Origin of the sequence: Chryseobacterium indologenes, assembly GCF_001295265.1 — a bacterium.
GTDB lineage: Bacteria > Bacteroidota > Bacteroidia > Flavobacteriales > Weeksellaceae > Chryseobacterium > Chryseobacterium indologenes_A.
On sequence record NZ_LJOD01000007.1, the window covers coordinates 177,803 to 203,692 of the forward strand.

General features: G+C 37.2%; 26 protein-coding genes. 10 read left to right on the top strand and 16 right to left on the bottom strand.

Features of this window, described 5'->3' with window-relative positions; all coding sequences use genetic code 11:
• Positions 1–359: 359 nt before the first annotated feature.
• From thrS to AOB46_RS12335, 8 genes are all read left to right on the top strand, one after another.
• Positions 360–2,279, top strand: coding sequence for a threonine--tRNA ligase (gene thrS, locus AOB46_RS12300; RefSeq protein WP_062699706.1), 1,920 nt, complete (start codon positions 360–362; stop codon positions 2,277–2,279).
• Positions 2,280–2,430: 151 nt separating this feature from the next.
• The gene (gene infC, locus AOB46_RS12305) at positions 2,431–2,931 is read left to right on the top strand and encodes a translation initiation factor IF-3 (RefSeq protein ID WP_172617123.1); all 501 of its coding nucleotides are present in this window, start codon (positions 2,431–2,433) and stop codon (positions 2,929–2,931) included.
• Between the two features lie 250 nt (positions 2,932–3,181).
• Entirely contained in the window at positions 3,182–4,006 is an 825-nt protein-coding gene (locus AOB46_RS12310; protein WP_062699708.1) for an alpha/beta fold hydrolase, read from the top strand.
• 137 nt (positions 4,007–4,143) lie between these two features.
• Positions 4,144–5,922 carry a hypothetical protein gene (locus AOB46_RS12315; RefSeq protein WP_062699710.1) on the top strand — a complete coding sequence of 593 codons (1,779 nt, stop codon included), beginning with the start codon at positions 4,144–4,146 and terminating at the stop codon, positions 5,920–5,922.
• A gap of 93 nt (positions 5,923–6,015) precedes the next feature.
• The gene (gene rpmI / locus AOB46_RS12320) at positions 6,016–6,213 is read left to right on the top strand and encodes a 50S ribosomal protein L35 (RefSeq protein ID WP_062699712.1); all 198 of its coding nucleotides are present in this window, start codon (positions 6,016–6,018) and stop codon (positions 6,211–6,213) included.
• A 118-nt stretch (positions 6,214–6,331) separates the two neighbouring features.
• Positions 6,332–6,676: a 50S ribosomal protein L20 gene (gene rplT, locus AOB46_RS12325; RefSeq protein WP_034694451.1), complete on the top strand. Its 345-nt coding sequence runs from the start codon at positions 6,332–6,334 to the stop codon at positions 6,674–6,676.
• A 338-nt stretch (positions 6,677–7,014) separates the two neighbouring features.
• Positions 7,015–8,199 (top strand): M28 family peptidase, encoded by a 1,185-nt coding sequence (locus AOB46_RS12330; protein WP_062699714.1) that lies wholly within the window; start codon positions 7,015–7,017, stop codon positions 8,197–8,199.
• An 18-nt stretch (positions 8,200–8,217) separates the two neighbouring features.
• On the top strand, positions 8,218–9,399 hold the full coding sequence (locus tag AOB46_RS12335; RefSeq protein ID WP_062699716.1) for a M28 family peptidase: 1,182 nt from the start codon (positions 8,218–8,220) through the stop codon (positions 9,397–9,399).
• A gap of 179 nt (positions 9,400–9,578) precedes the next feature.
• Here the strand turns inward: AOB46_RS12335 and hisIE are convergent, their stop codons facing one another.
• The 12 genes from hisIE to AOB46_RS12395 form a co-directional block, all read right to left on the bottom strand.
• Entirely contained in the window at positions 9,579–10,166 is a 588-nt protein-coding gene (hisIE, locus tag AOB46_RS12340) for a bifunctional phosphoribosyl-AMP cyclohydrolase/phosphoribosyl-ATP diphosphatase HisIE (protein WP_062699718.1), read from the bottom strand.
• Positions 10,163–10,915: an imidazole glycerol phosphate synthase subunit HisF gene (hisF, locus tag AOB46_RS12345; RefSeq protein ID WP_062699720.1), complete on the bottom strand. Its 753-nt coding sequence runs from the start codon at positions 10,913–10,915 to the stop codon at positions 10,163–10,165. Before hisF ends, hisIE begins: the two co-directional genes overlap by 4 nt.
• Positions 10,908–11,630: a 1-(5-phosphoribosyl)-5-[(5-phosphoribosylamino)methylideneamino]imidazole-4-carboxamide isomerase gene (hisA, locus tag AOB46_RS12350; protein ID WP_062699722.1), complete on the bottom strand. Its 723-nt coding sequence runs from the start codon at positions 11,628–11,630 to the stop codon at positions 10,908–10,910. The genes hisF and hisA overlap by 8 nt, the downstream gene beginning before the upstream one ends.
• Before the next feature lie 2 nt (positions 11,631–11,632).
• Entirely contained in the window at positions 11,633–12,211 is a 579-nt protein-coding gene (gene hisH, locus AOB46_RS12355; protein ID WP_062699724.1) for an imidazole glycerol phosphate synthase subunit HisH, read from the bottom strand.
• Entirely contained in the window at positions 12,208–13,302 is a 1,095-nt protein-coding gene (gene hisB, locus AOB46_RS12360) for a bifunctional histidinol-phosphatase/imidazoleglycerol-phosphate dehydratase HisB (protein ID WP_062699726.1), read from the bottom strand. The genes hisH and hisB overlap by 4 nt, the downstream gene beginning before the upstream one ends.
• A complete protein-coding gene (gene hisC / locus AOB46_RS12365; protein ID WP_062699728.1) occupies positions 13,299–14,330 on the bottom strand; it encodes a histidinol-phosphate transaminase in 1,032 nt (343 codons plus the stop codon). The genes hisB and hisC overlap by 4 nt, the downstream gene beginning before the upstream one ends.
• A 2-nt stretch (positions 14,331–14,332) precedes the next feature.
• Positions 14,333–15,610, bottom strand: a complete 1,278-nt coding sequence (hisD, locus tag AOB46_RS12370; protein WP_062699730.1) for a histidinol dehydrogenase — start codon at positions 15,608–15,610, stop codon at positions 14,333–14,335.
• A gap of 2 nt (positions 15,611–15,612) precedes the next feature.
• Positions 15,613–16,470 (bottom strand): ATP phosphoribosyltransferase, encoded by an 858-nt coding sequence (gene hisG, locus AOB46_RS12375; protein ID WP_062699732.1) that lies wholly within the window; start codon positions 16,468–16,470, stop codon positions 15,613–15,615.
• Between the two features lie 253 nt (positions 16,471–16,723).
• Complete coding sequence (locus AOB46_RS12380; RefSeq protein WP_062699857.1) at positions 16,724–17,821, bottom strand: glycosyltransferase family 4 protein; 1,098 nt, start codon at positions 17,819–17,821, stop codon at positions 16,724–16,726.
• 125 nt (positions 17,822–17,946) lie between these two features.
• The gene (locus AOB46_RS12385) at positions 17,947–18,759 is read right to left on the bottom strand and encodes a 2,3,4,5-tetrahydropyridine-2,6-dicarboxylate N-succinyltransferase (protein ID WP_062699734.1); all 813 of its coding nucleotides are present in this window, start codon (positions 18,757–18,759) and stop codon (positions 17,947–17,949) included.
• Positions 18,760–18,840: 81 nt separating this feature from the next.
• Entirely contained in the window at positions 18,841–19,452 is a 612-nt protein-coding gene (locus tag AOB46_RS12390; RefSeq protein ID WP_062699736.1) for a methyltransferase family protein, read from the bottom strand.
• A 57-nt stretch (positions 19,453–19,509) separates the two neighbouring features.
• On the bottom strand, positions 19,510–20,079 hold the full coding sequence (locus AOB46_RS12395; protein ID WP_062699859.1) for a C40 family peptidase: 570 nt from the start codon (positions 20,077–20,079) through the stop codon (positions 19,510–19,512).
• A 153-nt stretch (positions 20,080–20,232) separates the two neighbouring features.
• Here AOB46_RS12395 and AOB46_RS12400 point away from each other — a divergent pair, with 153 nt between their 5' ends.
• Complete coding sequence (locus tag AOB46_RS12400; protein WP_062699737.1) at positions 20,233–20,883, top strand: hypothetical protein; 651 nt, start codon at positions 20,233–20,235, stop codon at positions 20,881–20,883.
• Between the two features lie 105 nt (positions 20,884–20,988).
• Here AOB46_RS12400 and AOB46_RS12405 read toward each other — a convergent pair whose 3' ends face one another.
• Positions 20,989–21,363, bottom strand: a complete 375-nt coding sequence (locus AOB46_RS12405; RefSeq protein WP_062699739.1) for a hypothetical protein — start codon at positions 21,361–21,363, stop codon at positions 20,989–20,991.
• A gap of 509 nt (positions 21,364–21,872) precedes the next feature.
• Here AOB46_RS12405 and AOB46_RS22920 point away from each other — a divergent pair.
• Entirely contained in the window at positions 21,873–23,120 is a 1,248-nt protein-coding gene (locus AOB46_RS22920) for an AbiH family protein (RefSeq protein WP_082377092.1), read from the top strand.
• A 1,091-nt stretch (positions 23,121–24,211) separates the two neighbouring features.
• On the opposite strand, the gene AOB46_RS12415 is transcribed toward AOB46_RS22920, so the two are convergent.
• The 3 genes from AOB46_RS12415 to AOB46_RS12425 are packed head-to-tail and all read right to left on the bottom strand — an operon-like array spanning position 24,212 to position 25,847.
• The gene (locus AOB46_RS12415) at positions 24,212–24,754 is read right to left on the bottom strand and encodes a DUF4468 domain-containing protein (RefSeq protein WP_131724364.1); all 543 of its coding nucleotides are present in this window, start codon (positions 24,752–24,754) and stop codon (positions 24,212–24,214) included.
• An 11-nt stretch (positions 24,755–24,765) separates the two neighbouring features.
• Complete coding sequence (locus tag AOB46_RS12420; protein WP_131724365.1) at positions 24,766–25,299, bottom strand: hypothetical protein; 534 nt, start codon at positions 25,297–25,299, stop codon at positions 24,766–24,768.
• A gap of 17 nt (positions 25,300–25,316) precedes the next feature.
• Entirely contained in the window at positions 25,317–25,847 is a 531-nt protein-coding gene (locus AOB46_RS12425; RefSeq protein WP_062699745.1) for a DUF4468 domain-containing protein, read from the bottom strand.
• Between the last annotated feature and the right edge of the window lie 43 nt (positions 25,848–25,890).

Consider the following 25,890-nt stretch of genomic DNA (forward strand, 5'->3'; position numbering starts at 1 on the left):
TTCACTGATTGAACTGCTGACATGAGCTAAAAAATTTCCGTTATAGATCTCAGAGCGCACAATGCAGGTCTATATTGAAAGTCTCCATATATAAAAAGTTTATTTTTGTTTGATTTCTGATGTTTTAGAGAAGAAATACGGCTCAATATACAAAGCGGCGTACTTCATGCTTTTTACTTCTTCTCTAAACAAGGAATTTGAATAATTTTTCCATGAAAATCTACTTATAAAACTCAATGATATCAAAAGCACAAATATCTTTTCTATTTTTTATATTAAATCTCATTCTAAATAGATGCTCATATAGTATATTATCTAAAAAATGCGTATTTTTGCATCTTAAAATTTCTTAGTAAACAATGATAAAAATTACACTTCCAGACAATAGCGTCAAAGAATTCGAAGGAGAAGTTACTCCTTTAGATGTGGCAAAATCTATCAGCGAGGGATTGGCTAGAAATACCATTTCCGCAGTTGTAAACGGTAAACAAGTAGAAACCACCACACCTATAACGACGGATTCAACGGTACAGCTGCTTACCTGGAATGATGATCTTGGAAAGAAAGCGTTCTGGCATTCTTCTGCCCACCTTCTGGCACAGGCAATCCTTGAGTTTTATCCTAATGCTAAGCTGACCATTGGTCCCGCTATTGAAAGCGGATTCTATTATGACGTAGACTTCGGAGACGAAAGCTTATCTGAAAAAGACTTTGAGAAGATTGAAAAGAAAGTATTGGAAAATGCTAAAAAAGGTTCAACATTCTCATTATACCCTGTTTCTAAAGAAGAAGCATTGAAGGTGTATGCAGATAATCCTTATAAAGTAGAACTGATCTCTAATCTTAATGACGGAGAGATCACTTTTGTAACTCATGATGATTTCACGGATTTATGCCGTGGCGGCCATATTCCTAACACCAGTATCGTAAAAGCAGTTAAGATTTTAAATGCTGCCGGAGCTTACTGGAGAGGAAATGAGAAAAACCCTCAGCTGACAAGAGTTTACGGTATTTCTTTCCCTAAACAGAAAGATCTTACTGAATATCTTGAAAGACTGGAGGAAGCCAAAAGAAGAGACCACAGAAAACTAGGTAAAGAGCTTGGAATTTTTGCATTTTCTGAGAAAGTAGGTGCCGGGCTTCCGTTATGGCTTCCAAAAGGAACCGCTTTGAGAAGAAAACTTGAAAATTTCCTTTCTGCAGCTCAGAAAAAAGGTGGTTATGAATTCGTAATGTCTCCTCATATCGGGGCAAAAGAATTATATGTAACTTCCGGACACTGGGATAAATACGGAGCAGACAGCTTCCAGCCGATCAAAACTCCGAATGAAGGAGAAGAATTCATGCTGAAGCCAATGAACTGCCCTCACCACTGCGAAATCTATAAAACTTCGCAATGGAGCTACAGGGATCTTCCGAAAAGATATGCCGAATTTGGTACTGTTTACAGATATGAGCAAAGCGGAGAGCTTCACGGGCTGACAAGAGTTCGTGGTTTTACTCAGGATGATGCCCACCTTTTCTGTACTCCGGATCAGCTTTTAGGTGAATTTGAAGCGGTAATTGATCTTGTTCTTTATGTGTTCAGGTCTTTAGGTTTTGAAGACTTTGTGACCCAGGTATCTTTAAGAGATCCTGATAACAGAGAAAAATATATCGGTTCTGATGAGAACTGGGAAAAAGCAGAAAATGCCATCATTACAGCTGCTAAAAACAAAAACCTTAAAACGGTAATAGAATACGGTGAAGCTGCATTCTACGGACCAAAACTGGATTTCATGGTGAAAGACGCTTTAGGAAGAAGATGGCAGCTTGGAACCATCCAGGTTGACTACAATTTACCGGAAAGGTTTGATCTTCACTACATCGGAAACGATAATGAAAAGCACAGACCGGTCATGATCCACAGAGCTCCTTTTGGTTCTATGGAACGTTTTATCGCCATCCTTTTGGAGAATACTGCAGGAGATTTCCCTTTATGGCTGAGCCCTGATCAGTTTATAATTCTTCCGATCAGTGAAAAATATGTAGATTATGCAAAAAAAGTTTCACAATTTTTGGAAAATCACGATATTAGCGGTCAGATTGACGACAGAAATGAGAAGACAGGGAAAAAGATCCGTGATGCTGAATTGAACAAGATTCCATTCATGCTTGTAGTAGGTGAAAATGAAGAAAAAGACGGCACAATTTCTGTAAGAAGACGCGGCGAAGGAGACCTTGGAGTAATGAATATGGAAGATTTTGTTTCTTACTTCAAAAAGGAATCAGCCATCTAAGTTAAAATTAAAGTATCGGGAGATTAATCATTACTGAGTCTCTCAATCTTTATGATATAAAATAGCAATTAACCAATAAAATTATAATACAATAGCACAAAGATTTAACAACAGGGGCCCACAGAGACGTCCGGTACAGGAGGACGCACACTTGATCAACGATAAAATTCGTGTGAGAGAGCTTCGTTTGGTGGGCGATAACGTAGAGCCGGGAGTTTATCCAATTGATAAAGCAAGACAGCTTGCCACAGAGCAGGAGCTTGATCTGGTAGTAATCTCCGATAAGGCTGAGCCTTTTATTGCAAGAATATTAGACTATAAAAAGTTTTTATACGAGCAAAAGAAAAAGCAGAAGGAACTTAAGGCCAAGCAGGTAAAAGTGGTAGTAAAAGAGATCCGTTTCGGACCTCAGACTGATGACCACGATTATGAATTCAAGAAAAAGCATGCTGAAAAATTCCTTGAAGAAGGTTCAAAATTAAAGACCTACGTATTTTTTAAAGGACGTTCGATTATCTTTAAAGACCAGGGAGAAATCTTACTTCTGAAACTTGCTCAGGAACTGGAGCACGTTGGCAAAGTAGACCAGCTTCCAAAGCTTGAAGGAAAAAGAATGATCATGATGATGAGTCCTAAAAAACCAGCTAAGTAAATATAAAAAAGCTATCTCAAACGAGGTAGCTTTCTTTTTTCCGTTTATTTGACTGAAATGTAGATATTATATCACCTTACTTGAAGCAGACTAAACTTTCCATACGGCTTGAAGGCTGATTTTGCTTTATTACATTAACCTTAAATATTATCCTATATCAATATTCTGTGAAAAAATTAGCCCTACATTTGCTATACTCTCAATACGCCAGAATATTTACCATACTATTAATAACTAAAAAAGCAGAACAATGAGCACATTTCAATTAAAAGACGGAACAGAGATCTATTACAAAGACTGGGGAAAAGGACAGCCTGTATTCTTTCATCACGGATGGCCTTTATCAGGAGACGACTGGGACACACAGATGTTTTTCTTCCTGGAAAAAGGGTTTCGTGTAATTGCCCATGACCGTAGAGGTCACGGCAGGTCCAGCCAGGTAGAAACAGGGCATGATATGGATACTTACGCATCAGATGTAGCAGAACTTACGGAATTTCTGGATCTGAAGGATGCTATTCATGTCGGGCATTCTACAGGAGGTGGAGAAGCCATCCGGTACGCAGCAAAATACGGAGGAAACGGAAGAGTTTCAAAAGTAGTATTAATCAGTGCCGTACCTCCTATCATGGTACAAAGTGAAAGTAATCCTGAAGGAACACCAATCTCGGTATTCGATGATATCCGCTATAATACCGCTAACAACAGGTCTCAATTTTATATTGACATTACGCTTCCTTTCTATGGATTTAACAGAGAAGGAGCCAACGTATCGGAAGGAATCCGCAGAAACTGGTGGAGACAGGGAATGATGGGGTCTATAAAGGCGCATTATGACTGTGTTAAAGTATTTTCTGAAACAGATTTTACAGAAGATCTTAAAAGTGTTGATTTTCCTGTACTGGTAATGCATGGTGAAGATGACCAGATTGTTCCTTATAAGGATTCAGCGGTTAAATCTGCACAGCTTCTTAAAAATGGAAAGCTAATAACTTATCCTGGCTTCCCCCACGGTATGCCAACCACAGAAGCAGAGACAATTAATAAAGATCTGCTGGAATTTTTCAATTCATAGATTTCAGCTCATAAAAAAATCCCACTGCAGGCATTCCGTCTGCAGTTTTTCTTTTTTAGGAGGCAGTTTTTTTGTTATTTTGCAACCGGAATTCCTGAAAGGTTTGGGAAACTCTGCGCTAAAAAACTGACACATTCATGAAATTCGGATATCGACTTTTTTTCATTCTTTCCCTTATTGTATTTTTACTGACCTGCTACTTCTACTACCCTTTTTTCTCAGACGACAGCCTGATCTCTCTTCGATATGCACAGCGTTTTTTAGAAGGTAAAGGATTGAGCTGGAACGACGGCCATCCTGTGGAAGGATATTCCAATCTTCTTTGGGTTCTCGGAGTTTCTTTATTGGGAAAACTGGGCATTGATCTCATTGTTTCAGCAAGGATATTAGGGATTCTCTGTACGGTTGGGATGATAGGCATCATTCTCCGATACTTCAGCCAACAGCCTGTAAAAAAGGAGATTGTATTTTTTGCCGTGGGATTATTGGTGACAACACCTACCCTTGCTGTATGGGCAGTCGGGGGTCTGGAGCAGCCCCTATATGTACTGCTGGTTACCCTGGTTATCATTGAAGTTTTAAAAATCATCAATACCGGAAGTCTGAAAAGAGGACTTTACCTTTCTTTATGGCTGGGACTGCTTGCCCTTACCAGACCGGATGGATTTTTATTTACCCTTCTGGCTTCATTCTTCCTGTTAGCTGTAAATCTCAAAAACAGAAGCAAAGCAGCTAAAATAGCTCTTTTCAGTTTTATTCTCCCTTCTCTGTTTCTTTTGGGACAATTGGCTTTCCGGTATACTTATTATGGTGAAATTGTTCCTAATACGGCACTAGTTAAAGTAAAAGTCACCTTTCATCATATTCTGAGAGGCGGATATTATCAGCTTAGAGCATTTGCCGGAACCCTGATTATCTCTTCCCTGGGTCTGTATTTTTTATATATTCTTGTCTTCAGGAAAAAAAGTTTGTCCGGATTCTACCTTTTATTAAATATGATAGCATGGGCAGGCTATGTAACCTTAGTCGGAGGTGATATTTTCCCTGCCAACAGGCATTATTATGTTCTGCTTATTTTCTTTACGTTTGCTATTATTTTAGGGCTGAACTCTTTCTCCCAATTCAACTTTAAACAAAGAAAAATACAGGCTGTGCTGATTCTGGCACTGATTATTAATGCTGTTATACAGCTGTTTATTCCGCAGAATTACAGAGCGGCCAAAGAAAGATGGGAGTTCCGTGGGATGGAATTAGGCAAAGAGCTCAAAAGCACATTCCCGGATAACACTCTGATTGCAGTTACCGCAGCAGGATGTATTCCCTATTCATCAGAACTTCCGACTGTAGATATGCTAGGGTTAAATGATTATTACCTTCCGAGGCATCCGCCTGCTAATTTTGGAAACGGAGCTTTAGGGCATGAATTGGGAGATGCCAACTATGTTCTTAAAAGAAATCCCGGAATCATTATTTTCAACACCGGCAGTATTCCTTTTTTCTCTTTCGGAGAACAGATGGCTAAAGATCAAAGATTTACGGACCGGTATGATCGTGTTGACCTCAGGTTAAAAAATGAAGATTATATTCTCTATTTTAATAAATATGATAAGAATACGGGAATAAATACGGATAAAAATGAACTGAAAATTCCTGGTTATTTCTTTAAAAATACCACTGATACTTTAAGTATTTTCAGACAGAACAAGCTTGTAAAGAATATGATTAAAGGAAATATCTATACTGTGGTTCTGAAATCTATTCCGCTTAAAAAATGGTCTGTAAAATCAATCAATCATCAGAAAGATAATGGTAAACTTCAGAGTACTATTGTACAGGATGGCGAAGTGATGAGGATATCCGTTATTCCTTCCCACAATATTTTATTAGAATCTCTGGTATTACAGGCTAAAGATTAAATCTTTTTTTGTATCTTTGCAAACTGTTATTCCTAAACTATTTAGGAACCATGGACAAGATATTGATAACAAAAACAATAAAAAAGCAAAACAATGCCAAAATTAAAAACGAAATCAGGTGCTAAGAAACGTTTTGCTCTTACCGGATCTGGTAAGATCAAAAGAAAAAATGCTTTCAAAAGCCACATCTTAACTAAGAAAGAAACTAAGCAGAAGAGAAATCTTACGCAGACTTCTTACGTTGCTGCTGTGGACACAAAGAGCGTTCTTCGTCAATTAGCCATTAAGTAGTTTTTATAAATCTATATCCGGTTTATAAGAATTCAAAACAAATTCAAAATTTTAACCCTGAAACGGAGCCACTAAGAGAATTTTATATTCCGCCCTTTTCAAAAAAACAATTTAAATTATGCCTAGATCAGTAAATGCCGTAGCTTCAAGAGCTCGCAGAAAGAAAATTTTTAAGCAAGCTAAAGGTTTTTTCGGTAGAAGAAAGAACGTTTGGACTGTAGCTAAAAATGCGGTTGAAAAAGCAATGCAATATGCTTACCGCGGAAGAAAAGAGAAAAAGAGAAATTTCAGAGCACTTTGGATCACTCGTATCAACGCGGGTACAAGAGAGCACGGAATGTCTTACTCTCAATTTATGGGAGCTCTTAAAAAGAACAACATTGAGCTTAACAGAAAAGTTTTAGCAGATTTAGCAATGAATCACCCTGAAGCTTTCAAAGCTGTTGTAGATCAAGTAAAATAATGTAGAACTTTTGTTATCAATATAAATCCCGGGCTTTTGTCCGGGATTTTTTGTTATGGGAAATGACTTTCTTCTTTAAAGACTGATTCTTCAAAAAACATATATCACAAAGGTATTAGAAAAAAAATATTCTATGGGGTCATTGCTACAGCCCGGACTGATTTACGGTTATCAATTATATTTTATTCATACTATTAATCATTTAAACGTCATACCACCGTTGTTTTATTCCATTCAATAAAAATTAAAGGAAGGAATCTTTGGTTTTTTATAAAATAAAATTCGTTTTTATTATCTACATTTGCTGAATTATTGAATCTGTAAATTTTTATTTAAAAGTGAAAAAAATAACGACTATTATTCTCCTTTCTTTATCAGCTTACCACCTTCAGGGGCAAACTTTTATTCAGGCTTATCAGGACAGAGCCAATAAAGTTTCCCAAACCAATATAACTGCCAACCTTCAGGCTTTTGGAGATTTAGGCGTAAAAACAACCGGCTCACCTGCCAATACAAATGCTTTCGACTGGATCAGGAATAAATATCTTTCATATGGCTATACAACAGGACAGATCATGGAAGATCCTTTCACTTTTGATTATGCCAATACAACAATCAGTTCCAAAAACCTCGTGATTACCAAAACCGGAACCCTCTACCCGAATACGTATGTAATTATCTGTGCTCATTATGACACGGTTAACGGGCCCGGTGTAAATGATAATGGAAGCGGAACGTCTATCCTTCTGGAAGCAGCACGAATTTTAAAAGATGTTCCTACGGATTATTCTATAAAATTCATTCATTTTTCAGGAGAAGAACAGGGACTTTTTGGAAGTAAACATTATGCCAATAATGTTGTTTACCAGAATGGCAGCCGTAATATTGATGTAAAGCTGGTATTTAATATAGACCAGGTAGGCGGCCAGCTGGGTAATAACAACACGACGATTAAATGTGAAAAAGATATAAGCGGGCTATCTACCAACAATGCCATGTCCAGCCAGATTACTCAGGAACTGGCGACCTGCACAACGTTATATTCCCCGTTACAGACTGTGATCACCAATGCCTATTCATCAGACTATATTCCTTTTGAACAGAAAAATGAGATTATTACCGGGTTCTATGAGAATATTCAAAGTTCCCGTCCCCATACAGCCAATGATACTTTTGCTCATGTAGATCCTGTATATGTTTACAAAATAGGAAAAGCTGCTGTAGGAGCTCTTCAGCACTTTGCCTCTGCATCCAGCGTACTGGGAACCAATGAAGTTCATGCAGAAAATGTGCTGACAGCCATCAGAATTTATCCTAATCCGGCTAAGGATATGCTTCATATTGAGATGCCTGAAAGCATTAAAAGCTTTAATGTAGAACTTAGTGACATGAATGGCCGCTTACTGTTGAATTCAGAAAATGAGGACAGAATAACCACTTCCAGCCTTACCAGCGGCACCTATATGGTTACGGTGAAATCTGACCAAAATACAGTGACCCGAAAAGTCATTATTGAGAAATAGACACCACAAACAAATTATATGAAAAAACTCACCACAATCGCACTGGCATTATTTGCATTTCACGGCATTGGTGCCCAAAGCCTTATTCAGGCTTACAAAAACAGAGCTGATATGGTTTCTCAAACCAATATCACGACCAGCCTTCAGGAATTCGCCAATTTAGGCGTTAAAACAACAGGTTCAGTAAATAATGCCAATGCGCTTAACTGGATCAAAAACAAGTATCTTTCTTACGGTTACTCGGCCTCTCAAATTGTAGAAGATCCTTTTACATTCAGCGGAACAAGTTCTAAAAATTTGGTCATTACCAAAACCGGAACGGTCTACCCTAACAAATACGTGATCATCTGCGGGCATTTTGACAGCCTTAACGGGCCCGGAGTAAATGACAACGGCAGCGGAACTTCTATTATTCTGGAAGCCGCAAGAATTCTCAGGAATGTTCCAACAGAATATTCTATTAAATTCATCCATTTTTCAGGGGAAGAACAGGGGCTGAAAGGAAGCTATCATTACGCCAACAATATTGCATATCAAGGGAATACCCGGATATTGGATATCAAGCTGGTCTTTAACCTGGACCAGGTAGGCGGTGTTATGGGCAATAACAACAATGTTGTCTACTGCGATCAGGATCAGGGCGGATTAACAAGTAACAATGCTGCTTCCGCCGCTGTAACACAACAGCTTAGAAACTGCACCACCCTTTATTCTCCGCTGCAGACTGCCGTAGATCCGGCCGCAGATACAGATTATATTCCGTTTGAAAGGAAAGGTGAAGTCATTACCGGCTTTTTTGAAAGAATAAGAAGCTCTTATCCTCACACTACGGCTGATACATTTGCCAATACAGATCCTTTGTATATCTACAAAATAGGAAAAGCAACCGTGGGAGCACTTCAGCATTTTGCCGTTGCTACTACTGCCAGCTCATTAATGAAAACGCAGGAGGACCTTCCAAAATCAATTGAATCTGTTACGATTTATCCTAACCCCTCTAAAGATGTGATTTCAATTCAGCTTCCTGATATGAAAACCAAAGATCTGAGCTTTGAAATCACCGATTTATCCGGAAAATCTCTCCTTAAGAAAAGTAATGAAACTGAAATCAATGTCTCAGGAATTGCCAATGGAGCTTATATCGGAATTATTAAAGCAGGAAATCAAACAGCGGTACGTAAAATTTTAATAGACAGATAATTGAATGTAATCAAATAAAGTATTTTATAACTCATAAAGCAGGAAAATAATTCCTGCTTTTTTATATTAGCAATTACCTTTTTTAATGCATAGAAGCGGTAATCTGTAAACCTTCCACTCCTTTCAAATTTTTTCACTTCTATTGTTTCAAAAATTTTTAAAAAGATTTTTTGATTAGCTTATCTGTTCCTGCTCTGAAGCACCCCTTCAATTTCCTCCAACGTGTGTCCTTTAGATTTAAGCAGAATAAGAAAATGATACAGGAGATCAGCCGCTTCATTTCTGAATAAATCCGGATTGTTATCTTTTGCTTCGATGACCAGCTCTACAGCTTCTTCTCCTACTTTCTGAGCTACTTTATTAATGCCCTTCTGATAAAGGGAATAAGTGTATGAACCGTTTTCCTGACTATCGATTTTCTGGGAAATTTTGGTTTCCAGTTCATACAGAAAGCCTTTGGGGCTCTTTTCACCAAAACAGCTAAAGCTTCCGGTGTGACAAACCGGGCCTTCCGGAACTGCTTTGATCAGAATCGTATCCTGGTCGCAATCTGTATTTATGCTTTCTGCTTTCAGAAAATTCCCGGATTTCTCTCCTTTCGTCCAAAGCCTGTTTTTGGAACGGCTGAAAAACGTAACCCTTCCTTCTTTTTTTGTTTTTTCCAGCGCTTCTTCATTCATGTACCCGAGCATAAGGACCTGAAGTGTCCGAATATCCTGAATAACAACCGGTACAAGACCATTTCCTTTATTAAAATTAACTTTCATCGTACTGCAATTTTTTGAGATTTTAATTCTTTTTTTAATTCTGATATAGGCACTTCATTGAAATGGAAAATACTGGCAGCCAGGGCACCTGTAGCTTTTGTTTCCTTAAAAACTTCGGCAAAATCCTCTGCTTTTCCTGCTCCTCCGGATGCAATTACCGGAATCCTGACATTTTCTGATACAAGACGTGTAATGCGAAGATCAAATCCGGCTTTTGTTCCGTCTCCATCCATAGAAGTCAGGAGAATTTCTCCGGCCCCTAAAGATGCGGTTTCTTTAGCCCATTCTACAGTATTAAGACTGGTAGCTACACGGCCGCCGCTGATATAAACCAGATCTTTTTCATCGGAAAACCGGGTATCAATAGCCACTACCACACACTGGCTGCCAAACTCTTTTGCCAGCCGGTAAATAAGCTGCGGATCTTTTACCGCTGAGGAATTGATACTAATCTTATCCGCCCCGGCCTCCAAAAGCTTTCTGACGTCTTCTACAGAGGAGATTCCGCCTCCTACAGTGAAGGGTATACTCAATTTTTCAGCAATATTTTTTACCAGACTTACAAAGGTCTTTCGGTTCTCTATTGTTGCCGTAATATCCAGGAAAACCAATTCGTCCGCCCCGGCCTGTTCATATTTTACGGCAAGTTCTACGGGATCTCCTGCATTACGGAGGCCTTCAAAATTAATTCCTTTTACTGTGGTTCCGTCTTTGATATCCAGACATGGAATGATTCTCTTTTTAAGCATTTCCAATCAGTTTCTGAAGTTCTGTTAATGTTATTTTTCCTTCATAAAGCGCTTTTCCGATAATGGCCCCTTTACATCCCAGCTCTTTCACAGCGTACAGATCTGCAATAGATGAAATTCCTCCGCTCGCCGTGAGATGCAACGAGGTTTTGTCCAGAATCTCTTTATAAAGCTTCACAGAGGGTCCTTCCAACATTCCGTCCTTAGCAATGTCAGTACAGATTACCTGCCGGATTCCCTGTTCCTGATATCTCAGAAGAAAATCAATGATATCTTCTCTGCTTTCTTCCTGCCAGCCGGAGATCTTTATTTTCCGCTGGTAGCAATCTGCTCCTAAGATGATCTTTTCACTTCCGTATTTTCTGATCATTTCAATACTGAATTCCGGGCTCTGAACCGCTATGCTTCCAAGGGTCACCTGCTGCGCCCCTGAATCAAAGGCAGTCTCTATATCTTTTTGTGTTTTTATTCCTCCTCCGAAGTCTATATGCAGCGAAGTTTCCTTGGCTATATTTTCAAGTACTTTCTGATTAACGATATGTTTGGACCTGGCACCATCAAGATCTACCAGATGGAGAAACCGGACTCCTGCATTTTCAAATTCTTTCGCCGTGTCCACCGGATTTTCACGGTATATTTTTTTTGTGCTGTAATCTCCTTTTGACAGCCTTACACATTTGCCTTCGATAATATCAATAGCTGGTATAATCTTCATTTCTAAAGGTTTAAAAAATTTTCTAAAATTCTGCGTCCCACAAGCCCTGATTTTTCCGGGTGAAACTGAACCGCATAAAAATTATCTTTCTGCAGCGCAGCACTGAACGGAAGAATATAATGGCACGTTGCTGCTGTAAACGCTGACAATCCACAGTAATAGCTGTGCACAAAATAGACATCACTGGTTGCATCCACACCTGAAAAAAGCGGTGATGTAAAGTCTGAAACGGTATTCCAGCCCATATGAGGAACAAGGTCTTCAGGCGGAAATCTTTTAACCTGAGTGTCAAAAATCCCCATGCCTTTGGTTGTACCTTCTTCATTCTCAGCGCACATCAGCTGCATACCCAGGCAAATTCCCAGAACAGGCTGCCTTAATGTGGGTATAAGCGTATCAAGACCTTTTTCTGTAAGATGTTTCATGGTAGAAGAGGCTTCTCCTACACCGGGAAAAATAACCTTATCAGATTTCAGAATCAGTTCCGGATCATCAGTGACTACAGAATCGGTATTCAGTTGCAGCAACGCATTCTGAACAGAACTGACGTTACCACCGTTATATTTTATTATTGCGATCATAAACTGCCTTTGGTTGAGGGTAAATTATAGGTATCATCAGATTGTTTTACTGCCATTTTCAGGGCTTTTGCAAATGCTTTGAATAAAGCTTCTATCTTGTGATGTTCGTTGGTTCCTTCTGCTTTGAGATTCAGATTGGATTTTGAGGCATCTGTGAATGATTTAAAAAAGTGAAAAAACATTTCGGTAGGTACGTCCCCTATTTTTTCTCTTTTAAATTCTGCATCCCATACCAGCCACGGACGTCCTCCGAAATCTATTGCTGCCTGTGCCAGACAGTCATCCATCGGAAGCAGAAATCCATACCGTTCAATTCCTTTTTTATTTCCCAGTGCTTTTAAAAATACCTCTCCCAGCACAATCCCCGTATCTTCGATAGTGTGGTGTTCGTCAATTTCCAGATCTCCTTTGGCTTTAATTTTCAGATCAAGACCTCCGTGTCTGGCGATCTGATCCAGCATATGATCAAAAAAATGCAGTCCTGTTGAAATTTCCGAACGGCCTTTTCCATCAAGATTTATTTCTATTTCTATATCCGTTTCATTAGTCTTTCTGCGGATTTTGGCACTTCTTGAACCTTGTTTTAAAAAGTTGTAGATCTCTTCCCATTTTGTAGTGGTCAGAATTGCTTCATCATTAAAATTTTCATTTAAAAAGATAGCTTTAGACCCTATATTTTCAGCTAGTTGAACATCTGTAATTCTATCTCCTATCACATAGGAATTTTCCAGGTCATACTGCCCGTATTTATATTTTTCGAGCATGGCTGTTCCAGGTTTCCGGGTTGGTTTATTTTCGTATTCAAAACTGCTGTCAATCAGGATATCACTGAAATAAATCCCTTCATTTTCAAATGCCTTCAGCATCTTTTCGTGAGGTTTTATAAAATTCTCAAAGGGAAAACTCTCTGTTCCCAGGCCATCCTGGTTGGTCACCATTACCAGTTCATAATCCAGCTCTCTGGCTATTTTTGAAAGATTCTGGAAAACTCCGGGATAAAATTCCAGTTTATCCAGTGAATCAACCTGAAAGTCTTCGGAAGGTTCAATAATCAGTGTACCATCACGGTCTATAAAAAGCACTTTTTTCATGAGCTGATTTTTTTCAGTGTACCAATTAATTTTTTGTTCTCTTCACGGTTTCCCACGTTGATCCTGATGCATCCCGGAATGGCAGGAGCTCTTTTACTGGTCAGGATTTCCTCTTCAAGCATTTTTTCATATACCTTTTCTGTATTTTTCATTTTAATCAGGAAGAAATTGGCATCAGTAGGGAAAACTTTTTCAATACATTCAATATTCTTAAACTCTCCGCTCAGCCACTCTCTTTCCCGAAGGGTATTTTCAACATTTTCTTTCAGTCTGTTTTCATCATTTAAGAGATTCAGAATCAGTTCCTGGCTCAGTGCATTGACATTGTAAGGAGCTTTTACGGTGTTGATAAACCTAATGATTTCTTCTGAAGCGTATGCAATACCTACTCTTGCTCCTGCTGTTCCCCATGCTTTTGAGAACGTCTGAAGGACAATCAGATTAGGATATTGTGACAGCAGTTCTATACCTGAACGTTTTCCCGAAAATTCAATATAAGCTTCGTCAATAACTACAATTCCGTCAAAATTTTTAACAAAGAACTCAATATCCTCCACACTGTTTCCGGTTGGATTATTAGGAGAGCACAAAAAGAAAATTTTAATGTTCTTTTCGCCGGTCTTTTTTAAGAACTCATCTTTTACCATTTTAAAATTCTCATCCAGATCCAGCTTCAGGACTTCATTTTCATTGACCGCAGCATAAAAACCATACATCGCAAATGACGGATTCATCATAAGGATGGTGTCTTTTTTAGGCTCACAGAATACTTTAATGATAAGATCAATCAGCTCATCACTTCCGTTGCCAACCGCAATCTGTGCAGGTTTTACCCCTTTTATCTCCGCCAGTTTATTTTTAAGCTTTTTCTGGGTCGAATCCGGATACCTGTTGAACTCTCCGAACGGGCATTCGTTGGCGTCCAGCATTACCGGAGCAATGAACTCGTTATGATCTCTGAAGCTGATATAAGGCTGTAGTGCTATGATATTTTTTCTTACTAAACCGTTAAGGCTGAATTCTTTCATTTTTATTGTTTTAATCTGATGGATACTGCATTTTTGTGAGCGAAAAGACCTTCTGCTTCCGCCATAATTTCTATTGTTTTTCCAATGTTCTGAAGGCCTTTTTTAGTCAGGTGCTGGAAAGTTATTTTCTTGACAAAGCTATCCAGTGAAACTCCGCTGTAGTTTCTGGCAAAAGCATTGGTAGGCAATGTATGGTTAGTGCCGCTTGCATAATCCCCGGCACTTTCACAGGAATAGTTACCCAGGAAGACTGAGCCTGCATTTTGAACCATTGGAATATATTTTTCAAAGTCCTCTACCGCCAGAATCAGGTGTTCCGGTGCATACAGGTTGCTGAATTCAACCGCATTTTCAAGATTTTCTGTCAGGATGAAAAAGCTGTGCTGCAACGCCTGGTGTGCTGCTTCACTTCTCGGAAGCTTTTTAAGCTGCTTTTCTACAGCCTCTATTGTTTCATTAAATACTTTAAAATCGGTAGTGATAAAAACCACCTGGCTGTCATTTCCGTGTTCGGCCTGGGAAAGAAGGTCTGCCGCACAGAATTCAGGAACAGCTTTGTGATCTGCAATGACGAGCACTTCACTTGGCCCGGCCGGCATATCTACGGCAACACCATAACGCTGTGCGTATTCTTTTCCTGCTACTACAAACTGGTTTCCGGGACCAAAGATCTTATAAACCTTCGGAATGCTTTCAGTTCCTAAGGCCATTGCCGCTACAGCCTGTGCACCCCCTGTTTTATAAATTTTTGAAATTCCGCAAAGCTGTGCAGTGTACAGAATAGCAGGATTGACACTGCCATTCTGGTCAGGAGGTGTGCAAAGAACAATTTCCTTACATCCCGCGATATTAGCAGGAATGGCCAGCATCAGAACGGTTGAGAATAAAGGGGCTGTTCCTCCCGGAATATAGATTCCGACCTTTTCTACAGCTCGGTTTTCCCGCCAGCATACTACTCCGGATGTGGTCTCTATTTTTTCGGCTTGCTGTATTTGTGAAGCATGAAATTTTGATATATTATCTTTTGCCTGCCCGATTGCTTTTTTTAAATTTTCACTGATCTGTCCGGCTGCATTTTCAATTTCAGCTTCTGAGACGGCAATCTGAGGCGTTACGGCTTTATCAAATTTTTTATTGAATTCAATAAGCGCTTTATCTCCGTTTTGTGCTACTGCTTCAAATATGTCAGCAATAAGCCGGGAAATCTCTTCCCGTTCAATGACAGGACGCCTGGTAAGTTCCGGCCATGTTTTTATTTCTGGATACCTGTATATTTTCATCTTTATATAACCATTTTATCAATCGGAATAATTAATATGTCCTGGGCTCCGTTTTCTTTCAATTCGTCAATGACGTCCCAGAACCTTTCTTCATCAATCACGGAATGGATGCTGCTCCAGCCTTTTTCTGCCAACGGAATGACGGTGGGACTTTTCAATACCGGAAGTACGGAAGCAATGTCCTGAATTTTTTCATTTGGGACATTCATAAGGATATATTTTGAGTTTTTTGCTTTTAAAACGGCTTTGATTCTGAACACAAATTTTTGCAGAACAGCTTCTTTCTCCTCACTGAGTTCTGAAGTCTTTGCGAGAACGGCCTCTGATTTCAGAAGGGTTACAGTTTCTCTTAATCCGTTTTTAAAAAGGGTGCTGCCTGAACTTACAATATCACAGATTCCGTCTGCAAGGCCTATATTGGGGGCTATTTCCACTGATCCTGAAATGATATGAATTTCTGAATTGATGCCGTTTTTTGTCAGAAAACGGTTAAGGGTATTCGGATATGATGTTGCAATTTTTTTACCCTGGAAATATGAGAGGTCGTCGGTTTCTACGTCTTTCGGAACAGCTAGGGAAACGCGACACCTTGAAAAGCCGAGTTGCTGAACGATTCTGATATTTTTCTGTTTTTCAGCTAAAAGATTTTCCCCTACAATGGCAATGTCTACCACTCCATCTTCCAGATATTGCGGAATATCGGAATTTCTGAGATAGAGAATCTCCATCGGAAAATTGTCTACGGACACTTTAAGCTGATCTTTTCCATTATTCACGAAGATCCCGCAATCTTTGAGAAGCTGTAAGGATTCTTCATACAGCCGGCCGCTTTTCTGAACTGCAATTTTTAATTTACTCATTGTATTCTTTTTGAAGCCTGAGCAAATAAAACTGATCTGTTGGGAGTTTCTGGAAAGAAGAATTCAGGAAACAAAAAAACCGTCTATTTACTCAGACGGTTTTTAATTATTTTGATTTTTAACGTAGGTGCATACTAATCAATTCCGTCTTTGCAGAGATGATAGTAGTAATGATGTACTGTTAAAAAATTCGGTTTCATTATTTTGAATTGTGGTACAAATGTAGGATTTATTTTTAAACTGCAAAGTTTTTTTACATTAATTTTTTATAAAGTTTCATAATCTGGGCGGCAATCGGTTCGTCATTAAATTTCTGCACAAACTCGAAACTCTTTTCTGCACGGCGTTTTCTTTCGGATTCATTATCCCAGAGAAATTGTATTTTGGCTTTAAGATCAAGATAGTTTCCGGGATCAACATAAACTGAGTCTTTTCCCCCTGCTTCCGGAAGGCAGCTTGTATTGCCTGTTATGGTAACCGTTTTTGAGAAAAGGGCTTCAATAACCGGTATTCCGAAGCCTTCGAAGAAGCTTGGATACACAAAAATATCAGCCAGTTTATAGATCACCGCCAGTTCATCCATAGAAACGCCTTCAAGAAAATGGGTCTGTTTTTCCATTTTGTTCTTTCGGATAAAATCAGCTACTTTTTTATAATATCTGGTTTTTCTTCCGACTACTACAAGCGGTATTTCTGTTCCCTGGATGGCTTTAACAATATTCAGGAGATTTTTCCGGTCCTCTATGGTTCCTACATTCAGAATGAAACGCTGCGGAAGCCCGAATTTATCTTTTACCGCGAGAATCTGCTCATCGGTCTGCTGCTCTTTGAATGCTTTGTGGCATCCCTGATAGATTACTTCAATCTTATCTTCCGGAACTTTCAGGTAATGGATAATATCTCTTTTAGTCTGTTCTGAGATGGCAATGATTTTATCTGCTGTTTCAGCGGACTTTTTAAATTTCCAAAAGTGAATTTTTCTGTCAAAAAAGGAATAATACTGAGGATATCTCATGAAGATCAGGTCATGGATGGTCACGATTTTTACAATCGGTTTTTTATCCCATTTCAGAGGGAGTTCACCGGAAAGCCCATGGAAAATATCAGCTCCCTGTTTCTGAGCATCTTTTCCCATTGCCAGCTGCCTTGAGAATTTTCCTTTTGAAGTTTCCACAAACCGGACATCAGGTCTTTCCAGAATTTCTTTCCCCCGTTCTGAGGTGTTTTTATTCAGCAGGAGATATTCATTTTCAGGATAATACTGAGACAGAATCCTTACAAGATCTCTCGAATAATTGCCCAATCCGGACGTATTATGAAAAAAACGTTTTGCATCGAAGGCAATTTTCATGTTCATGTTTTTCAATAAGCTTTTTTAATCTTTCAAAGGTATCAATAAAATAAACCCTAAATGTATATTCAGGGTTTTTATATGAATTTTAAGAATAATTCTTCAAAATTTAAGGTAAATACGGCTTATACAGCTACATTATTTTCTCTTAAAGCATCGTTAAGAGATGTTTTCTTATCTGTAGATTCTTTTCTCTGTCCGATGATCAGGGCACACGGAACCTGATATTCACCAGCCGGATACTGTTTTGTGTAGCTTCCGGGAATAACTACTGAACGGGCAGGAACTCTTCCTTTGATCTCTACAGGCTCACTGCCTGTAACATCGATAATTTTTGTAGAAGCGGTTAATACTACATTGGCACCCAATACAGCTTCTTTTTCTACATGAACTCCTTCCACCACGATACATCTTGAACCGATAAAGCAGTCATCTTCAATGATTACGGGAGCCGCCTGAAGCGGTTCCAATACTCCACCGATTCCGACACCTCCGCTTAGGTGAACATTTTTTCCGATCTGTGCGCAGCTTCCAACAGTTGCCCAGGTATCTACCATTGTTCCTGAATCTACATAAGCTCCGATATTTACGTAAGACGGCATCATGATTACTCCTGAAGCTACGAAAGATCCTTCTCTGGCAATCGCATGCGGTACAACTCTCACTCCTTTTTCTGCATAATTTTTCTTCAAAGGAATTTTGTCATGAAATTCAAACGGACCTACCTCAATGGTTTCCATTTTCTGAATCGGGAAATACATTACCACAGCTTTCTTCACCCACTCATTCACCTGCCATCCGTTTTCTACAGGTTCAGCAACACGAAGTTCACCTGAATCCAATAAAGAAATAACCTCTCTTATCGCCTTCTGGCTTTCTTCATTCTGTAATAAATCTCTATTATCCCAAATGTTTTCAATTGTTTGTTGTAACGACATGTTTCTTGTTTAAATTAATTTGAAAATTATACCGGCCAAAGATACAAAAAAGTTCATCAAAACAGTTTGCTCCTGATGCTTTTAATGAAAACACAACATGCGGCCCGTAGTCTTTTTATAATTCATATAACCTGCTCCATGCTGTTGTAATAAATATTCTTCTTCAAGCCTGATCTGAATCTGCATCAGCATATGCCCTGAAAGCAAAAATGTAAAAGAAATGATTGTGGGAACCAGAAATAAAAAACCGATAAGGGCAACCGTCATTCCCAGAAAAACAGGATTTCTTGAAATTCTGAATAAGCCGGTCACCACCAGTTTTGTTTTGGTGGTATGATCTATCCCGATCCGCCAGGAATCCTTCATTTGTATCTGTGCTGTTATTACCCATACAAAAGCTGATACCATCATAAAAATTCCTGCATACCTGGAAACCGGATGGTCTAAAAACCGGATTGTAAAAGCCGACAGAATTTTTTCAGGAAATAAAAGAATCAAAAGGGTATAGATAAAAAGTGCTGTCAGGATGATTTTGAAGTAGCGGCCGATAAGTCCGTAAGCAGAGTCGTCACTGGGAAGAACGTCAGGCCTCCGGCCGGTTCTTGTATAGACCAGCAGGCTGGCACCCAGAAATGCAGTGATAAAGAAAAATATAAAGTAAAGGGGAGCAAAGAATCTTATAAAATCTGTCATTGTTTTTATTTTATGACAAATTTCGAAATCTGTTCTATGCAATTCTATTGCAAATGTTTAAAGAACTCTTTGAGCATGAAGATAGGCCTTGTTCCAATATTTTTCGTTCAGTGATGAAATAATAACTCCTTTTGATGTGGAAGCGTGGATAAACTTTACTTCTCCATCCGTCCCGATATCATGAACAATACCTACATGGGAAACCCTGCTTCCGCCTGCCGTTGCAAAAAACAGGAGATCACCCGGCTGTACTTCCTTAATATCTATTTTCTTTCCTGCTTCAGCCTGATCCGAAGATCTTCGGGGAAGTGAAAAATCGTTTTCTCCAAATACTTTTACGGTAAATCCGGAACAGTCAAAGCCGGAAGAGGTATTTCCTCCGAATTTATAAGGGGTTCCGATATATTTTTCTGCATCTTTCAGGATATCGCTGATTGACCTGGATACTTTTCCGTCAAACTTTGAATCAAGTTTTCTGAGGTTTTCGGCTCTCGTTACGGTTTTAGAGCCTGTATTCTTCTTTGATGAAGCTGTTTTTGAGGCTCCGCATGACACCGCTACAGCTGAAGCGATCAGTAAGACAGAAAGCTTCTTTAATTTCAGGTTTTCAAATAATCCCGGTACCATAGTCATCTGATTTTAAATGAAGTAACTAAATATGCACAAATATACATTTTTATATTTTAATTATATAATAACTATACTACAACTATATTATAAATATATGTTAAAATATTGATTTTATATATTTATTACTATCTTTGAGTTCAATTTTACAGTATGGCAACGTATGAAAGTTTAATAAAGATCACAGGAGCCGTTGGCGATCTGGTTTTTTACAGCCTGAACGGGAAAAATGTGGTCCGTAAGAAAAGCGGATTTAATAAAAAGGCTTTTAAAAAGAGTCCTTCATACGAGAAAGTACGTCAGAACAGTTCTGAATTCGGGCATTGCTCCAAAGCGGGAAAGCTTATCCGGAGCTGTATTAACGGATATATTAAAGAAGCCGGCGATCCCCTGCTCTATCAGAGTTTTGCCAAACTAATGACGGATATAAAAGACCTGGATACAGTTTCAGAAAGAGGAAAAAGAAGTGTGGAAAAAGGTCTTCTAACAGAAAAAGGGAAAGAATTGTTAAAGGCATTCCAATTTGGAAATAAAGAGACCATTTCCACAGAAATCAGGATTTCAACGGAGCTTCAACATAATATACATGCTGCTGTCAAGGATGATGATATTCATGAAACAGCATTGATTAGTATAAAACCTGATTTTGAAGAATATACTGTTGAATATATTGAAGAACAAGGTATTCCTACACAAGAGGGGAAAATTAATTTTAAAAATCATTTTCCGGATGAAGGTGTCCTGCTCTATTTCCTTATTATTAAAAATAAAGACGGGAATATTTCCCGGATGGGATTTGTATAGATTTGAAAATTTGAGATTTGCATATGAGGACAGGCAGAATCTTAGATTGACTTTTAAATGAAGAGACAAAAAAAAGTCTGCAGGTTGATCTGCAGACTTTCTTTTTTATTGTTTATTTTTCTCTCCTGACCATGTTCCGGTTCTTGTTGGAGTAGGAACTGAGTTTGACCAGCTTCCGTTTCCTTTCCCTTCTCTTGTGAGTGCTCCTCTGAATTCTCCATCTGAAGGAAGACCGACTACTGAAGTAAGATCTCCGGTGTCTGTTAAGTTTCCTGAAATGGTATAGTTTTCATTATTTACTTCAGAATGCATGGTTCCGGATACTTTACCGTCACTTGCCACCACAAAGTTCCAGGTTCCTTTATCGCTGCCGTCGTATTTCCCTGACCAGGTTCCGATAAAATCGTAAATAGTGTCATCGTCTGAGCTGCATCCGATAAATAAAAAAGCTGTTAAAAGAAGTAAAAAAAGTTTCTTCATAGTTCTAATAGTTTTATACCCTAATCAAATTGGATTGTTTTCTTATTTATTGTTCATAAACAGAGAACAGAATTAATATGTTTATTATTGTTTAATGTCGTGCAAATCTACTAAATTTTTCATTCAGATTATCTGAATTTTAACCAGCCGTTTATATTTTTATGAATAAGCAGCATATTTTGGCTAAAATACAATTATTTTTCAAATAGAAGCTGATGAGCGAGATTTTATATGAAACGAGTGTTTTTTGATGGTTTTATAATCTAATTTAAAGTTTGATTGGTGATTTTAGACGGCAATGTGGTAATCAACTGAATTAATTTTATGAAGCTAATTAAAGGGAATTAAACTTACTCCAATACTCCTTTCAACACATATTAATTATCAGAAATTAATATTTAAATTACAAAGTTGTATTTAATTAATAAACATCCATTAACTTCTAACTTCAAAATTATGCTTCGCACTTATTTAAAGGAAAAAAGTTATCTTTGAAGGAAAACTAAATCATGAATAGACTTGTCATTATAGGTAATGGATTTGACTTAGCGCATGGGCTCCCCACTTCTTATGGTAATTTTTTAAACTGGATATGGAAAAACTATAACTCAGAAAATCCTTTAATAAATGCCCTATTCAATGTAGATAGAACTAGTTTTACTGTTGATGAAAACATTTCTTGCTATGCAGATTTTGATAAATACGTGATGGAAAAATGTAGAGGCGGCGCATACAGCATTAAGGAGCCTTTACATAGTAATTCTACATATTCTGTTTTATACAAAGAAACCCTGTATGATGCACCACGTACAGTTTTTTCATTTAGAAACAAATTGTTTGAACTAATTACGGTTAAAAACATTGTAAACTGGGTTGATATTGAAAACATTTATTATGATGTTTTAAAGTCTATTGTAAAAGGAGATAATAAGTTTCCTAAGCTGGGAAATGTGCAGATTCTTAATGACGATTTCGAGCAAATTAAAAATCTTTTGCATTTATACATTGATGAAGAGGTTGAAAAAAAATATAGCTATGATGGCACATATAGTAGATGTATCTCTATAATTGACTTGTTCGAGTATAGTTTCAATAATTTAGAAAAACAGCCCTATTCTGATTTGTTTTCAGAGTTCCCGCCCAACTATAGAAGCAGTCTTATAGATTTTGACAATTTATTTCATCCTGATTTTGACTCTCATCAAAACGATGCATTTGAAACAATGTTTGTTGATTTTAACTACACTAGTAATTGCTCCAACTACGTATCAATTATGTCTCGTATGGGACGCAGAGGTTTTGGACAAATATTTTATACACCTATACATGGGCAAATAAGCGATGTAAGAAACCCTATAAACTTTGGTTTTGGAGATGAGATGGATGATCATTATAAAATTCTTGAAAATACTGGAGATAATGCTTTTTTGAAAAATATTAAATCATTCATGTACTTTAATAATTCAAATTATAGAAATTTACTTAACTGGATTGAAAGTAATGATTTTCAAATCTTTATCATGGGGCATTCGTGTGGCCTGTCCGACAGGACATTGCTGAATACCTTATTTGAACATAACAATTGTAAATCAATTAAAATTTTTTATCATCAGAAAGATGATGGAACTGATAATTTCACAGAATTATCACAAAATATTTCTCGTCACTTTAATAAAAAATCTATGATGAGAGAAAAGGTTGTAGATAAAAGCATTTCTAAGCCATTACCCCAAAATGTAAGATATAATTCCAAATAATTAAAGCCTCAATTAAGAGGCTGTTTTACTCTTTAGTATTTATTATATTTCCAATTACCGTATCATAATGTTCAATTGACCGGAACGAAGTACCATTTGTTAAAACAATATTACATCCATCTGCTCCACTTTGATTTGGTTCAATCATTAAAATGTGGCTAATGTTAACCATTATGAATATGTGGTTGCTTCTAAATATTTGTACAAATATAATTTACTAATTTCCAAAAATATAACAAAAAGCTCTTTGAAAAAGAAGACGTGTAAATTATTGCCGCATTGCTGGTTTTTATAGAACCGGATTTTCTGGGTTAGTTGAGAAACATAGGTAAATCAGAATCAGAGAAGGTAGTAATTATTTTTTATTATACTTTTTCTTGAAAAAAGTATACAAAATTCAAGACTGGAATCATCCGCTAAAAATTGATATTAACTCCTAAAATTTCCAAACTCGCATGGATCAGGCTGTTCTTCTTCGGGTCTAAATACGAGCCATGCTCAGACAGTGGAAATTTTTTAACGGATTCAATCTCAATTTTGCCTCTAACTTTTTATTTTTTTATTTGAATCGGCGAACCTTACGGTTTTTTAAAGCTCCTGCTTCCTAAGTCGATTAATCTGCCACAGTATACCCCATTTTGTCCTTAATGAAAACTCAACAGTATTATCTGCTATTTTCAAAAATGTAAATTATCTACAACCTTGTATTTCAAAAATAAGCGAAGCGCCTTTGTTTATCCTAAAAACACTTTGTTATTATTCATCTTTGTCTACCATAGCGATTAATAAAAAGGTATTCTCCCCCAAATGATTTTTAATCAGTTTTACACCTCAATCATCAAAAAAACAAAAGGGCTGTAATCAATTAAATTACAACCCTTTTACGTGGAGAATACGGGATTCGAACCCGTGACCTTTTGACTGCCAGTCAGAAATAATTTCTTTTTATGCGTATTAACAGCGTTTTACCGTTGTTTTTAATATTATATTTCGGTGTAAAGATAATGGATTGTTACTGATTTTGTTACTTTTTTGTTACGGAATTTTGTATTGAAAAATAAGAAAAGGAACTAAAATAGTTCCCTTACATATTACCATTCGTTGCTGCTCTCATATTTCTTGTTCATTGAATTTTTTAATCCAGAAACAAGAGATTGAATTTTGGACATCGTCTTTTCTTTAACATCCGCCCACGCTCGGTCATCGGCGATTCCACTACCTTTTAAAGGCGCTTTTTCGATTAATGTTAAAGGTCCGTAATTAACTTGTCTACAAGAAGGACCACCTGAACCCGTATGTACAAAAGAATAAAATAAATACTTATACCTACCGTCTTTCACAAAAATGCTGAATTTATACGAAACTGGCCCCTCAGCACATTCAAACCCATAATACCCCTTTTCTGTTCTATAATCATAAATTGCTACACCACTAATTTCACCAGTTTCTCTATCTTCTGTTGTAATTAAATTATTTTTTTCACTGAAAGTTTGTCCAGCCCATGTTCTGGCGCGATAAAATAATTCGTCCTTTTTTGCTGTTGAATCAACCTTTACAACTTCTTCATACTTTAGCTCCTGCGAGAATAAAAAAACTGTAAATAAAAATGTTAATAGTGTAAATATTCTTTTCATAATGCTATTTATTACCAATCTTCTTTTTTGTTTTCTATTAAATCGTCATTAAAAGTTCTTACAAAGGAGTTGGTCAGAAGTTCTGCAAATTCCACTCCATGTTCTAATCTAACAATACCTCTACTATTGAAAAAATTTCCCAAAGAAACTTCTGTTTTTAAATCTTCATTTATTAGTTTTAAAAAATATGGGCGAACCATTATTTTGCCGTTTTTAAAATTTAGCTCATACCTATTAACAACTTTCCAAACATTAGAGCCTCTTTTATTTATATAAATTGTTCTTGAAGCTAGACTAGTCACATCTACAATTATCTGTTCGTTTTGTATTTCCTGATAATTAATAATCTGTGTTTTAAACTTATATTTTATGTTTTTTTGAACAAGATTAAACAAGGCTTCTTCGTTCTTATCTGGAAAATATAAAACCACATAATCTTTTGATAAGTCAGGTTTTAATTTGTAATTAGTTTCAGTTAAAACAAAATCTTGGGAAAATATTAAAACTGTAATTAGGAGTGTTAATAATGTGAATATTTTTTTCATATTATATTTTATTATTGTTACCAATCATTTTTGGAGCTAATTTTTTCATGCAATCCCTTGATAAATTCTTTTATATCACTTTCCGCTGTCTCTTTTGCTTTTTCTCTCATAACTTTTCCTTTTTTGTTAAACACTGCCCAAAGATAGCCAGAACTTAGCACCAAAGGAAGATTGTCTCCTCCGTTGTAATTTTTTATCCATTTGAATTTTGGTGTTAGTTTTATTTTGTCATCTTTGAATAACAATTCAATTTGATACTCATTATACCAACTCATTAATGTCATGTTGTACTTACTACCAAAAGCATTTACTACTAATTGATCATTTTCAGATTCAGCTGTTACATATTTGGGGTTATTATAATATTGGTTGATGAATTCTTTTGACTTATTGAATAACTCTTGTTTGCTATATCCTGGCATTTCCAATATGACATAATCATTAACTTTGTCTGTTTTACATTTAAAATTATCAGGAGTTAACTCAAACTCTTGCCCAAATACTGATAAGCTACAGATTAAAGCAAACAATGTTATTATTTTCTTCATTTTACTATTTTCCACAAATATAAAAATATAAACACCTCAATTT